Genomic DNA, 14,185 nt, shown 5'->3' with positions numbered 1-14,185 from the left:
AATGCGACATCCATGTACGCCCGTACTACTTTTCTGACGCCAACTATCCTTCTGAGTGTTGCATTGGGAATACCCCCTGCATAAGTATCCGCAGGTCGGCTCACGAGGCCGCCTCGATCACAACGACAACAATGAGGCCACCATGCTCAAACACGCAGTCATTCCGTTCCTGTTAGGCGCAGGTCTACTGGCCGGCGCACCGCTGGCACAGGCCGCCTCCAACCTGGTGTTCTGCTCCGAGGGCAGCCCGGCGGGCTTCGACCCTGGCCAGTACACCACCGGGACCGACTTCGATGCCTCGGCCGAGACGGTATTCAACCGCCTCACCCAGTTCGAGCGCGGTGGCACCGCCGTGATTCCGGGGCTGGCCAACAGCTGGGAGGTGGCCGACGACGGCAAGACCTATACCTTCCACCTGCGCGAAGGGGTCAAGTTCCACACCACCGACTACTTCAAGCCCAGCCGTGAATTCAACGCCGACGACGTGTTGTTCACCTTCAACCGCATGCTCGACAAGGATCACCCGTTCCGTAAGGCCTACCCCACCGAATTCCCCTACTTCACCGACATGGGCATGGACAAGAACATCGCCAAGGTCGAAAAGCTCGACGAGCACACGGTCAAGTTCACCCTCAACGACGTGGACGCCGCGTTCATCCAGAACCTGGCCATGAGCTTCGCCTCGATCCAGTCTGCCGAATATGCCGCGCAGCTGCTCAAGGACGGCAAAGCCGCCGATATCAACCAGAAGCCCATTGGCACGGGTCCCTTCGTGTTCAGCAAATACCAGAAGGACGCGCAGATCCGCTTCAAGGGCAACAAGGACTACTGGAAGCCTGAGGACGTGAAGATCGACAACCTGATCTTCGCCATCACCACCGACGCCTCGGTGCGCATGCAGAAGCTGAAGAAGAACGAGTGCCAGGTCACGTTGTTCCCGCGTCCAGCCGACATTGCACCGCTCAAGGCCGACAAGAACCTGCAGATGCCCCAGCAGGCCGGCTTCAACCTGGGCTACATCGCCTACAACGTGATGGACAAGATCAAGGGCAGCAATGAACCCAACCCCATGGCCCAGCTCAAGGTGCGCCAGGCCCTGGACATGGCCGTGGACAAGCAGAAGATCATCGAGTCGGTGTACCAGGGCGCCGGCCAGCTGGCCGTCAATGCCATGCCACCGACCCAGTGGTCCTACGATCAGAGCATCAAGGATGCCCCGTACGACCCTGAAAAAGCCAAGCAGTTGCTCAAGGAAGCCGGCATCAAGGACGGCACCGAAATCACCTTGTGGGCCATGCCCGTACAGCGCCCGTACAACCCCAACGCCAAGCTGATGGCCGAGATGCTGCAGGCCGACTGGGGCAAGATCGGCATCAAGGCCAAGATCGTCAGCTATGAATGGGGCGAGTACATCAAGCGCTCCAAAGGCGGCGAGCAAGGCGCCATGCTGATCGGCTGGAGCGGCGATAATGGCGACCCCGATAACTGGCTGGGCACGTTGTATGGCTGCGATGCGATCGACGGCAACAACTTCTCCAAGTGGTGCTACAAACCCTACGACGACCTGATCAAGCAAGCCAAGGCCACTTCCGACCAGGCCAAGCGCACTGAGCTCTATCAAAAAGCCCAGCACATCCTCAAGGAGCAGGTGCCGATCACCCCGATCGCCCACTCCACGGTCTACCAGCCGATGAGCGCCAAAGTGAAGGACTTCAAGATCAGTCCGTTCGCGTTGAACGCCTTCTACGGCGTCAGCGTGGACAAGTAAACCAAGGTTGGCACCCGTCGCCACCCGGCGCGGGTGCCTTCCACCGCCACGAGCACTGCACCTCTGCTTCAGCGCTATCCGCGCCGGAGTCGGGAAACTGTTGCCGCCATTGCTACCCCGATGGCGGTCGCGACAGCTGGAAAAGGAACCGCCATGCGCCCCATCACCCGCCTTTCTACCTTGCTCGCGATTGGCCTGTTGAGCCAGTCCCCCGCCCTTCAGGCAAAGAACCTGGTGTTCTGCTCCGAAGGCAGCCCCGCCGGGTTCGACACCGCCCAGTACACCAGCGCCACCGACAATGACGCCGCCGAGCCGCTGTACAACCGCCTGGTGGAGTTCGAGCGCGGCGGTACTGCCGTGCACCCGGCGCTGGCGACCCGATGGGAGGTGACCGACGACGGCCTGCGCTACACCTTCCATCTGCGCGAAGGCGTCAAGTTCCACGCCAACAAGCAGTTCACCCCCAGCCGCGACTTCAATGCCGATGACGTGCTGTTCACCTTCCAGCGCATGCTCGACAGACAGCAGCCGTTTCGTCAGGCCTACCCCACGGAATTTCCGTATTTCGTCAGCATGGGCCTGGACAAGAACATTGCCCGCGTGGAAAAGACCGACCCCTTGACCGTGGTCTTTACCCTCAACCAGGTCGATGCCGCCTTCATCCAGAACCTGGCCATGAGTTTCGCCTCGATCCTGTCTGCCGAATATGCCGAACATTTGCTCGCCAGCGGGCGACCCAGCGACATCAATCAGCAGCCGATCGGCACCGGCCCGTTCGTGTTTCAGCGTTACCAGAAGGACTCGCAGATCCGCTACAAAGGCAATCTGCAGTACTGGGCAGCCGACCAGGTCAAGATCGACAACCTGGTGTTTTCCATCAATACCGACCCCTCGGTGCGCATCCAGAAGCTACGGCGTAACGAGTGCCAGGTCACCCTTCACCCGCGCCCAGCCGACCTGCCGGCGCTCAAGGCCGACCCCAAGCTGCAGGTGATGCAACAGCCGGGCTTCAACCTGGGCTATATCGCTTACAACACCCAGCACCCGCCATTCGACCGCCTGGCGGTGCGCCAGGCCATGGACATGGCGGTGAACAAGCAGGCCATCCTCCAGGCGGTGTACCAGGACTCGGGGCAGTTGGCGGTCAACGCGATGCCGCCGACCCAGTGGTCCTACGACAACAGCCTCAAGGACGCGCCGTACGATCCGGACAAGGCTCGCCAGCTGCTGCAGCAGGCCGGTGTCGCACCAGGCACCGAGATCACGCTGTGGGCCATGCCGGTGCAGCGCCCCTACAACCCCAATGCCAAGTTGATGGCCGAGATGCTGCAGGCCGACTGGAACAAGCTGGGCCTGAAGGTGCGCATCGTCAGTTACGAATGGGGCGAATACCTCAAACGCATGAAAACCGGCGAGCACGATGTCGCCCTGATCGGCTGGACCGGCGACAACGGCGACCCGGATAACTGGCTCGGCACCCTCTACAGCTGCGATGCCGTCGGCAGCAACAACTACTCGCGCTGGTGCGATCAGCAGTACGACAGCCTGATCAAGCAGGCCAAGCGGGTCACCGACCGCGAACAGCGCAGCGCGCTCTACCAGCAGGCCCAACAGCGTCTCAAGCAACAGGTACCGATCACCCCGGTGGCGCACTCCACGGTCAACCAGCCGCTGAGCCTGAAGGTGACTGACTTCAAGGTCAGCCCGTTTGGGCGCAACGATTTCAGCGGCGTGGGCATCGACTGACCGTGCTCGCGTAGGCAGCACGCCCCCCTTTTTGCCCGGCCATTGCGGGCGACCCTGGCAACACCGCAGCAGAAAACCCGGCCCACGAGGCCAGGCAATAACTAAAAGAACGAAAAGGGAGCTTTTATCTTGAAACCATTGATCTTGACCACCTTGGCCCTGTCCATCGGCACCCTGTGCGCCGTGGCCCAGGCCGATCCGCAGAGCCAGGACTACGTTCCGATCAGCTTGAAGTCGGCCAGCGAGCAGGACCAGGCCGAGGGTTTTCTCGAGGGTCAGAGCCTGTCCGGCAGCACGCGCAACTGGTTCGCCCGCGAACGCGCCACGCGCGCGCCGCTGTGGCGCTATTACAAGAGCGACGGCAGCCGCCACGATAGCCACAGTCGCGACAACTGGGTGCAGGGCACCATCCTCAACTACAGCTCAGGCTTCACCCAGGGCACCATCGGCTTTGCCGTCGAGGCCGCCGGCTACAACGCCATTGCCCTGGAGCGCGGCCGCGCGGCGATCGCCGGGCCCAACAACCGCACGTTGACCCACAGCGACGGTGACCCCGTCGGTCAGTGGAGCAAGATGGGCCTGGCCAACGTCAAGGCGCGCGTGTCGAACACCACGCTCACCCTCGGTCGCCAATCGGTCGATACCCCGATGCTTGCCTACATCGGCAACCGCGCCCTGCCCTCGAGTTTCCAGGGCGCCTTCCTGCACAGTGCCGAATTCGACAACCTGTCCATCGACCTGGGCACTTTCGACCGCGTTTCGCCGCGAACCGAACAGAGCCTGAGCAAGTTTCGCAGCGAATATGGTGCCGCCGGGGTCGAAACCGATCGCGCCAGCACCGCCGGGGTCAACTACCAGCCCTTCAAGAGTTTGACCACCAGCCTCTACGCGACCAAGGTCGATGACTTCTGGAACCAATACTACTTCGGTGCCAGCCATGTGCTGGGCGACAGCGCCGTGCTTGCCCTGAGCACCGGCCTGAACTACTACAAGACCGTGGACGAAGGCCGCAAGAAGATGGGCGAGATCGACAACGACACCTACAGCGTGTCGCTGGGCCTGACCCACCAGGCGCACACCCTCACGGCCTCGTGGCAACAGGTCAACGGCAACGAGTACTTCGATTACCTGCATGAAACCAACGGCATCTACCTGGCCAACTCGCTGCTGTCGGACTTCAACGGTCCGAATGAGAAATCCCTGCAGCTGTCGTATGTGCTGAACATGGCGGCGTACGGCGTGCCGGGCCTGAAGTTCAACCTCTACAATGCCCGCGGCTGGGGCATCGACGGCACCCATTACCGGGGCAACGCCTACGACGTCAACGGCCTGGAGGGTGAAACCCACTACGAGTGGGGCATCGGCACCAGCTATGCGGTGCAGAGCGGGCCTTTGAAAGACACCAGCATCCGTTCCACCTACACCGCGCACCGGGCCAGCAAGGCCCAGGCCGACGGTAGCCTGGACGAATTGCGCATCGTCACCACCATCCCCTTCAACATTCTTTGACCGTCGCCGTGGCCTGCATGGCTGCAGGCCACGGCAGCTACGCTGGAATCAACGCACGCAGGGAGTTTCCATGACATCGCTAACGCTGCGCACTGCCTTGGCAGCGATCATCCTCGGCGCCGCCGGTCACTTGGCGGCCAAGCCCTTGGTGGTCTGCACCGAAGCCAGCCCGGAAGGTTTCGACATCGTCCAGTACACCACGGCGGTCACCGCCGATGCCTCGGCCGAAGCGCTGTTCAATCGGCTGGTCGACTTCAAGCCTGGCACCACCGATATCGAGCCGGCGCTGGCAGAGCGCTGGGAAATCTCGGCCGATGGCCTGACCTACACGTTTCACCTGCGCCAAGGCGTGAAGTTCCACCGCACCGAGTACTTCACGCCCACTCGCGACTTCAATGCCGACGACGTGCTATGGAGCTTGAACCGCCAGCTCGACCCGAGCCATCCGTGGCACGACAAGACCAGTGTCGGTTACCCCTATTTCGAAAGCATGGCCTTCAAGGACCTGCTCAAGTCGGTGAGCAAGACCGACGAGCACACCGTGGTCATCACCCTCACCCGCCCCGAGGCGCCATTCCTGCGCGACATGGCCATGGCCTTCACCTCGATCTACTCGGCCGAATATGGCGATCAACTGCTCAAGGCCGGCAAGACCGCCGAGCTCAACAGCAAGCCGATCGGCACCGGGCCATTCATCTTCCAGCGCTACAACAAGGACGCCCAGGTTCGCTACAAGGCCAACCCGGACTATTTCCGCGGCAAGCCCCCGGCCGATGCCCTGGTGTTCGCCATCGCCACCGACAGCAACGTGCGCCTGCAGAAACTGCGCGCCAACGAATGCCAGGTGGCCCTCTATCCCAAGCCCGATGACGTGCCGTTGATCAAGAAAGACCCGACACTCAAGGTCGCCGAGATCGAAGCCCTGGTCACCGGCTATATCTCGATGAACACCGAGCACAAGTACCTGAGCGACGTGCGCGTGCGCAAGGCCATCAACATGGCCTTCGACCGCCAGACCCACATCGACCAATTGTTCGGCAAGGGCAATGCGCTGGTCGGGGTAAACCCTTACCCACCCACCCTGATCGGCTACAACACCGAGAACAGCAACCCGCCGCGCGATCTGGCCAAGGCCCGTGAGCTGCTCAGGCAAGCCGGGGTGCCAGAGGGCACGGTGATCACCCTGTTCACCCGCAACGGCGGTGGCCCGACCAACCCCAACCCGCGCCTGTCCGCCGAAATGCTCCAGGCTGACCTCAAGCAGATCGGCTTGAAGCTGGATATCCGCGTGATGGAATGGGCCGAGATGCTGCGCCGCGCGAAAAAGGGCGAGGCGGACCTGGTGTCGACTGGCTGGGCCGGCGACAACGGCGACCCCGACAACTTCCTCAGCCCGCTGCTCAGCTGCGATGCGGCGAAAAGCGGCGAGAACTATGCGCGCTGGTGCAATCCAAGGTTTCAGGCGTTGATCAGCCGCGCCCGCGAGGTGATCGACAACGAGCAACGCGCCAGCCTCTATGCCGAGGCACTGAAAGTGTACGATGACGAGCAACCGTGGATCAGCATGGCCCATCCGAAGATGTTCACCGCCATGCGCGCAAACGTGGAGGGTTATGTGATCAGCCCTCTGACCAATAACAACTTCGCCACTACCCGGGTGAAGTAGAACAACAACGATCGCCGGGACCCCACAAGGGCACCGGCGGCACTGCGTGACCTGTTGATGAGGTAACCCTGACAATGTTGAGTTTTATTGCCCGGCGCCTGGGCCTGTTGATACCGACCTTCTTCGGTATCACCTTGCTGACCTTCGCGCTCATACGCCTGATCCCCGGCGACCCGGTGGAAGTGATGATGGGCGAACGCAGGGTCGACCCCGAAATGCATGCCCAGGCCATGGAGCGCCTGGGCCTGAACAAACCGCTGCCGGTCCAGTACCTGGACTATGTCGGCAAGCTGGCCCAGGGCGACCTGGGTGAGTCATTGCGCACCCGCGAGAGCGTCTGGCGCGAATTCCTCACCCTGTTCCCCGCCACCTTGGAACTGGCCATGGCCGCGCTGCTGTTCGCCGGCGTGGTCGGCCTGCTGGCCGGCGTGATCGCGGCGCTCAAGCGCGGCTCGCTGTTCGACCATGGCGTGATGGGCATCTCCCTGGCCGGTTACTCGATGCCGATCTTCTGGTGGGGCCTGATCCTGATCATGTTCTTCTCGGTAAGCCTGGGCTGGACGCCGGTTTCCGGGCGCATCGACCTGCTCTACGACATCGAGCCGAAGACCGGCTTCATGTTGATCGACACCCTGCTCAGCGATGAAGAAGGCGCGTTCAAGGACGCACTGATGCACCTGATCCTGCCGGCCATCGTGCTCGGCACCATTCCGCTGGCGGTGATCGCCCGCATGACCCGTTCGTCGATGCTTGAGGTCCTGCGCGAGGATTACATCCGCACCGCCCGGGCCAAAGGCCTGTCGCCGGCGCGCGTGGTATTCGTGCACGGGCTGCGCAACGCGCTGATCCCGGTACTGACGGTGTTCGGCCTGCAGGTCGGCACATTGCTGGCTGGCGCGGTACTCACCGAAACCATCTTCTCCTGGCCGGGCATCGGCAAATGGCTGATCGAAGCCATCGGCGCCCGTGACTATCCCGTGGTCCAGAACGGCATCCTGTTGATCGCCTGCCTGGTGATCCTGGTCAACTTCGTCGTGGACATCCTCTACGGCCTGGCCAACCCTCGCATCCGTCATCAGCGCTGAGGCCTTGCCATGACTAGCCCTATTCCGAAAACCGTGACACCGACCGCCGTGGTGGACCAGAGCCTGCTCTACCCATCGCCCTACAAAGAATTCTGGCAAGCCTTCGCGCGCAACAAAGGCGCGGTGGCGGGCCTTGCCTTCATGAGCGTGGTGGTGTTCTGCGCGCTGTTCGCCCCATGGGTCGCGCCCCATGACCCGAGCGAGCAGTACCGCGACTACCTGCTGACGCCACCGGTGTGGCTCGAAGGCGGGACCTGGCAGTTCGTGCTGGGCACCGACGAACTGGGCCGCGACCTGCTGTCCCGCCTGATCCAGGGCGCACGGCTGTCGCTGCTGATCGGCCTGTCGTCGGTGGTGATGTCACTGATCCCAGGCATTCTGCTGGGGCTGCTGGCTGGCTTCTTCCCACAGCTGCTGGGGCCTTCGATCATGCGCCTGATGGATGTGATGCTGGCGCTGCCGTCGCTGCTGTTGGCCGTGGCCATCGTCGCCATTCTCGGCCCCGGCCTGATCAACACCGTGATCGCCATCGCCATCGTCTCGCTGCCCTCCTACGTGCGCCTGACCCGGGCGGCGGTGATGGGCGAGCTGAACCGCGACTACGTGACCGCCGCACGCCTGGCCGGAGCCGGCTTGCCTCGGCTGATGTTCGTCACCGTGCTACCCAATTGCATGGCCCCGCTGATCGTGCAGGCGACCTTGAGTTTCTCCTCGGCCATCCTCGACGCCGCAGCGCTGGGTTTCCTGGGCCTGGGCGTGCAACCGCCGACGCCTGAATGGGGCACCATGCTCGCCTCGGCGCGCGATTACATCGAGCGCGCCTGGTGGGTGGTGAGCCTGCCCGGCCTGACCATCTTGCTCAGTGTGCTGGCAATCAACCTGATGGGCGACGGTCTGCGCGATGCGCTGGACCCGAAACTCAAGAACGCCGCCTGAGGAGAACGCCATGTCACTGTTGCAGATCAACAACCTGAACGTGCGCTTCGGCGACGCTAACGCCGTACCGGTGGTCGATGGCCTGGACCTGGCGGTGGAGGCCGGCGAGATCCTGGCCATCGTCGGCGAATCCGGGTCGGGCAAATCGGTCACCATGATGGCGCTGATGGGGCTGATCGACGCCCCTGGGCGCATCACCGCCGACACCCTGACCTTCGACGGCACCGACATGCTGCGCCTGAGCGGCCGGCAGCGGCGCAACGTGGTGGGCAAGGACATCGCCATGGTCTTCCAGGACCCGATGACTGCGCTCAACCCCAGCTACACGGTCGGCTACCAGATCGAGGAGGTGCTGCGCCAGCACCTGGGCCTGAAGGGCAAGGCTGCGCGGCAGCGCGCCCTGGAACTGCTCAAGAAGGTCGAAATCCCCGCCGCCGAAAGCCGGCTTGATGCCTATCCGCACCAACTCTCCGGCGGCATGAGCCAGCGCGTGGCGATTGCCATGGCGATCGCCGGCGAGCCCAAGCTGCTGATCGCCGATGAGCCGACCACGGCACTGGATGTGACCATTCAGGCGCAGATCATGGAGCTGCTGGTGAACCTGCAGCAAGAGCGCAACATGGCGCTGATCCTGATTACCCATGACCTGGCCGTGGTGGCGGAAACCGCCAGACGGGTCTGCGTGATGTATGCCGGGCAAGCGGTTGAAGTCGGTCAGGTACCTGAGCTGTTCGACATCCCCGCCCATCCTTACACCGAGGCATTGCTGGCGGCGATTCCCGAACACAGCCTGGGCGCCGAACGCCTGGCGACGCTGCCGGGTATCGTGCCGGGTCGCTACGACCGCCCGCAGGGCTGCCTGCTGTCGCCGCGCTGCCCTTATGTACGTGACAACTGCCGGCGCGAACGCCCGGCGCTGGACCCCAAGGCGCAGAGCCTGGCGCGGTGCTTCTATCCATTGAACCAGGAGGTGGCGTGATGGCCGTCGTTCTCACCGCACGGGAGCTGACCCGGCATTACGAAGTCTCCCGCGGATTGTTCAAGGGCCACGCCACGGTCCGCGCGCTCAATGGTGTGTCGTTCGAGTTGGAGGCGGGCAAGACCCTGGCCGTGGTCGGCGAATCGGGCTGCGGCAAGTCGACCTTGGCGCGGGCCTTGACCCTGATCGAAGAGCCCTCCTCCGGCTCGCTGCAGATTGCCGGCACCGAGGTGACAGGCGCCAGCAAACGTGAGCGCAAGCAATTGCGCCGCGACGTGCAGATGGTGTTCCAGAGCCCCTACGCCTCGCTCAACCCGCGGCAGAAAATCGGTGACCAGTTGGCCGAGCCGCTGCTGATCAACACCTCGCTGAGCAAGGCCGAGCGCCGCGACAAGGTGCAGAAGATGATGGAGCAGGTCGGCCTGCGTCCGGAGCATTACCAGCGCTACCCGCATATGTTCTCCGGTGGCCAGCGCCAGCGTATCGCGCTGGCGCGGGCGATGATGCTGCAGCCGAAGGTGCTGGTGGCCGACGAGCCAACCTCGGCGCTGGATGTGTCGATCCAGGCCCAGGTGCTGAACCTGTTCATGGATCTGCAGCAGGAGTTCAACACCGCCTATGTGTTCATTTCGCACAACCTGGCGGTGGTTCGGCATGTCGCCGATCAGGTGCTGGTGATGTACCTGGGGCGCCCGGCAGAAATGGGCCCCAAAGAGGATATCTACGAAAGACCGCTGCATCCGTATACCCAGGCGCTGCTGTCGGCCACGCCTGCCATTCACCCGGACCCGCTGAAGCCGAAGATCCGCATCGCCGGGGAACTGCCCAATCCGTTGAACCCGCCCGAGGGCTGTGCTTTTCACAAGCGCTGTCCGTACGCCACTGAGCGGTGTGCCAAGGAAGTGCCGGCGTTTCGCCACGTGGGCAGTCGCCAGGTGGCCTGCCACTACGCCGAGCAATTTCTCTGATCACAAGGATGCAAAAAGGGCCGCTTGGCGGCCCTTTCTGGTCAGTGCATGAAAATCGCGATCAGGATGATGACTGGAATCGGTACCCCGAGCATCCATAGCAGGATCGAGCGCATGTCGTTTCTCCTTGTTTGACGGCTTAACGTTGAATGGTGCGGTGAGTGGCGTACTCGCCTTCGAGCCACTGCACGTGGTCACGGCGGCGGCCGCCGTACAGTGCAGCCAGGCTGGCGAAGAAGGCGCCACACAGCAGGGCGACGAAGGTCCACAGCGTGGTCCAGGCAGCGACTTTGGCTGCGGTGTCGGCGGCCTGCTTGGCGTCGGTTTTCAGTTGTTGCACTTGGGCCATGACCTGGTCGACACGTGCTTCGGCTTCAGGCTGGGTCAGACGGGTGCGCTGAGCGACCAGCTGCGCCAGATAAGCGCGGTCTTCGGCAGGCAATGCGCCGTCACCGGCAACGCCTTTGGCGATGATGCGTGCGGCTACGCCGTTGGCGGCATCGTCACTGACCGGCGCCGGGCCATCACCACGGAACAGGCTGTCGACGAAATAGCCCATCGAGTTGTCGTTGTCGCCGGAGGCTGCGGCGCCGCCTGCTGCGGCAGTCACGGTCACGGCCTGGGATGCGGCGCTGGCGCCAGCACCGATCAGGTTACCGGCAGTGCCCAGTACCAGCACGGCAGCGACCAAGGTCGCGACGGCCCAGGACAGGAAACCATGGGCGGTGTCGCGGAAGTACACCTCGTCACCGTGCAGATTTGCCCACTTCACCCGCAGGCGACCGGCCATGTAGCCGCCCAGGCCTGAGGCGATGATCTGCGTAAGCAGCAGCCAGACGATGGTGGAAATGCCCAGCGCCTTGGCGCTCGCGCCTTCGTCAGCCCACGGCGACGTTGCAGCGAAGCCCAACCCCGCACCTAGAAGTACCAGGATCAGGGACACGGCAGCGGCAGCGGCGGCGCCAGCGAAAATCGCCGCCCAGGACACACCTGAGCGGCTTTGGGTATCGACAACGGGGTAGTCGGCAGAAGGAATCATGATGTGATCGCCTGTAGGTTATTAGCGAGAGGTCCATTCGCGCAGTAACCATTGCAGCGCCTGTGCCAGCTGTGACAAAAAATGACCATCAGCGAAATCAACGACTTAGCGATTTCAGTTGATTTATTACCGTGCAAAATGCGCGAATCGCCAATCTGCATCAGGTGTTCTGCAATTCTTGTCCCGGATCGAGCAGCCAGGCATCATCCCAGCATGACCCTACCCGATGGCCCCGCACAGACCCCGATCACGGCCGACACAGTGCTGCGCTACCACCTGTGCTGGAAACGTCGCGACCTGGACGGCGTCATCGCGCTGTACCACCCCGACGTCCACTACCACGACTTCTTCCAAAACCGCGTGCTGCGCCTGGCCGAGTTGCGTGATTACGTGCGTGCGTGCCTGCCGCATCAGGCGGGCGAAGAGATCGTCCACAGCGACCGCATCCGCGTCGATGGCTGTACCGCCTTCATTCAATACCAGGTCACCGTGCAAGGCGGTGAAGGCCTGGCGGTGTTCGAGTCCAGCGAGGCGATCACGGTAGTCGATGGCCTGATCTGGCGCGTACATGAATACGCCACCTTGGTCCGGCGGGCAGCCACGGGTACCCGCGCCGCCGGCCCACGTCCGGCGACCAGTCGCCTGGGCTTGTCGCCCCGGCAGCTGTCGACCATGGCGCAGGACCTGGAGCATTACTTCAAGCGCCAGCGGCCGTACCTGGACCCGGAGCTGGACCTGCAACAGGTGGCCGAGGCCAGCGGCTATAGCCGCAACCAGATTTCCTACCTGCTCAACCAGGTACTCGGGCAGAGCTTCTACCGCTACGTGAATCAGGCGCGCCTGCAGCACCTGATGGCCAGCCTGGAACACCAAGCGGTGGCAGCGACCATCGACGACCTGGCGTTCAGTGCCGGCTTCAACTCACTGTCGGCGTTCTACAAGTGCTTCCGCGCCCACACCGGGCTGACGCCCAAGGCCTACCTCAGGCAAATTTCTGTGCGTGCACGCACGTAAGACACGGACCGCAGCGCGCCACTAGCATCGCCACAGACCTGGACAGATGTGGAAAACGATTCGATGCAAAGCCTGCGCTCACTCAGCCTGTGGATGGACCAGCTCGACGAGCCGCTGTGCGCCCGCCCGGCCCTGCGTCACGACCTGGATCTGGACGTGTGCATCATTGGCGCAGGTTACACCGGGTTGTGGACGGCCTATTACCTCAAGCGCCAGGCTCCACAGCTGAACATCGCCATCATCGAAGCCAACATCGCAGGCTTTGGCGCCTCGGGGCGCAATGGCGGCTGGTTGATGGGCAACGTGCTGGGCGAAGACCGCCTGCTCGCCAGCCTGTCCCCGCAGCAGCGCAGAGCCAGCATCGATTTGCTGCACGGCATTCCCGATGAGGTGCACCGGGTGCTGCAGCGCGAAGCCATCGACTGCGACTACCGCAAAGGCGGCGTGCTGTACTGCGCGGCGCGTTATCCCGAGCAGGAACGTAGCCTGCGCGCCTATCTGGACGACTTGTACCGCCAGGGCATGAGCGAGGACGATTACCGCTGGCTGCGGCCTGAGCAGCTCGACCTGCATGTACGCATGAGCAATGCCTACGGCGCCATCTACAGCCCGCATACCGCCACCGTGCAGCCGGCCAAGCTGGTTCGTGGCCTAGCCCGGGCGGTGGAAGCACTGGGGGTGACGATTTACGAAAATACCCCGGCCATCGACTGGGAACCCGGCGCGGTACGCACGCCCTTGGCGCGCATCGGTTGCCACTGGGTGGTGCCCGCCGTGGAAGGTTACGCCGCTAGCCTGCCGCCGCTGGGCAAGCACCAGATCCCGGTGCAGAGCCTGCTGGTGGCCACCGAGCCGCTTCCAGCGTCGGCCTGGGCGCAAATTGGCCTGGCCGAAGGCCAGGCTTTCAGTGAGAGCAGCCGCCAGGTCACTTACGGTCAGCGCACCGCCGACGATCGCCTGGTGTTCGGTGCCCGCGGGGGTTACCGCTTCGGTGGCCGCCTGCGCGAGGACTTCAACCTGCAAGCGCATGAGATCGAACTGCGCCGCTACCTGTTCAGCGATCTGTTCCCCCAACTCAAGCACGCCCGCATCACCCATTCCTGGGGCGGTAACCTGGGCATGGCGCGGCGCTTTCGTCCGCACATGCTGTGCGACCGCCAGCGCGGTATCGCCTTGGCTGGCGGCTACGGCGGCGAAGGCGTGGGCGCAACCAACCTGGGCGGGCGCACGTTGGCGGCGCTGATCCTCAATCAGCACAACGCGCTGACCGCACAACCCTGGGTGCTGGATAACCGCCCGATATCCAGCCTGGCCAGCTGGCCGCGCGAACCCTGCCGCTGGTTGGGCTACAACGCCATCATCCAGAGCTTTGTCCACGAAGACCGGACCCTTGCCAATGCCGCCAGCCCGCCCTGGCGGCGGCGCCTGGCCAGCGGCCTGGCGGACTTCATGGAAGGTTTCATGCACTGATTTCT

The 14,185-nt window shown here is 63.3% G+C and carries 11 protein-coding genes; 10 read left to right on the top strand and 1 reads right to left on the bottom strand.

The features are described 5' to 3' along the window. Positions 1 to 142 precede the first annotated feature (142 nt). From FS665_RS06540 to FS665_RS06505, 8 genes are all read left to right on the top strand, one after another. Complete coding sequence (locus tag FS665_RS06540; protein WP_145185163.1) at positions 143 to 1,768, top strand: ABC transporter substrate-binding protein; 1,626 nt, start codon at positions 143 to 145, stop codon at positions 1,766 to 1,768. Positions 1,769 to 1,921: 153 nt separating this feature from the next. After that, entirely contained in the window at positions 1,922 to 3,514 is a 1,593-nt protein-coding gene (locus FS665_RS06535) for an ABC transporter substrate-binding protein (protein WP_145185160.1), read from the top strand. A 129-nt stretch (positions 3,515 to 3,643) separates the two neighbouring features. Beyond that, on the top strand, positions 3,644 to 5,023 hold the full coding sequence (locus FS665_RS06530) for an OprD family porin (RefSeq protein WP_145185157.1): 1,380 nt from the start codon (positions 3,644 to 3,646) through the stop codon (positions 5,021 to 5,023). A 70-nt stretch (positions 5,024 to 5,093) separates the two neighbouring features. Then, complete coding sequence (locus tag FS665_RS06525; protein WP_145185154.1) at positions 5,094 to 6,689, top strand: ABC transporter substrate-binding protein; 1,596 nt, start codon at positions 5,094 to 5,096, stop codon at positions 6,687 to 6,689. A gap of 74 nt (positions 6,690 to 6,763) precedes the next feature. Beyond that, the gene (locus tag FS665_RS06520; protein ID WP_145185151.1) at positions 6,764 to 7,774 is read left to right on the top strand and encodes an ABC transporter permease subunit; all 1,011 of its coding nucleotides are present in this window, start codon (positions 6,764 to 6,766) and stop codon (positions 7,772 to 7,774) included. Positions 7,775 to 7,783: 9 nt separating this feature from the next. Next, complete coding sequence (locus FS665_RS06515) at positions 7,784 to 8,710, top strand: ABC transporter permease subunit (RefSeq protein ID WP_145185147.1); 927 nt, start codon at positions 7,784 to 7,786, stop codon at positions 8,708 to 8,710. A 10-nt stretch (positions 8,711 to 8,720) separates the two neighbouring features. Beyond that, complete coding sequence (locus FS665_RS06510; RefSeq protein ID WP_145185144.1) at positions 8,721 to 9,689, top strand: ABC transporter ATP-binding protein; 969 nt, start codon at positions 8,721 to 8,723, stop codon at positions 9,687 to 9,689. Next, on the top strand, positions 9,689 to 10,657 hold the full coding sequence (locus FS665_RS06505; RefSeq protein ID WP_145185143.1) for a peptide ABC transporter ATP-binding protein: 969 nt from the start codon (positions 9,689 to 9,691) through the stop codon (positions 10,655 to 10,657). The genes FS665_RS06510 and FS665_RS06505 overlap by 1 nt, the downstream gene beginning before the upstream one ends. Positions 10,658 to 10,796: 139 nt before the next feature. Here the strand turns inward: FS665_RS06505 and FS665_RS06500 are convergent, their stop codons facing one another. Continuing rightward, positions 10,797 to 11,696: a hypothetical protein gene (locus tag FS665_RS06500; protein WP_145185141.1), complete on the bottom strand. Its 900-nt coding sequence runs from the start codon at positions 11,694 to 11,696 to the stop codon at positions 10,797 to 10,799. A 213-nt stretch (positions 11,697 to 11,909) separates the two neighbouring features. Between FS665_RS06500 and FS665_RS06495 the strand changes: the two genes are divergently transcribed. Both FS665_RS06495 and FS665_RS06490 read left to right on the top strand, forming a co-directional pair. Beyond that, entirely contained in the window at positions 11,910 to 12,710 is an 801-nt protein-coding gene (locus FS665_RS06495; protein ID WP_145185139.1) for an AraC family transcriptional regulator, read from the top strand. 63 nt (positions 12,711 to 12,773) lie between these two features. Further along, positions 12,774 to 14,180: an FAD-binding oxidoreductase gene (locus FS665_RS06490; protein WP_145185137.1), complete on the top strand. Its 1,407-nt coding sequence runs from the start codon at positions 12,774 to 12,776 to the stop codon at positions 14,178 to 14,180. Positions 14,181 to 14,185: the final 5 nt, after the last annotated feature.

The sequence above is a fragment of the Pseudomonas sp. URMO17WK12:I11 genome (genome assembly GCF_007677725.1).
Classification (GTDB): domain Bacteria; phylum Pseudomonadota; class Gammaproteobacteria; order Pseudomonadales; family Pseudomonadaceae; genus Aquipseudomonas.
This window is presented reverse-complemented; position numbering and strand designations above follow the sequence as displayed.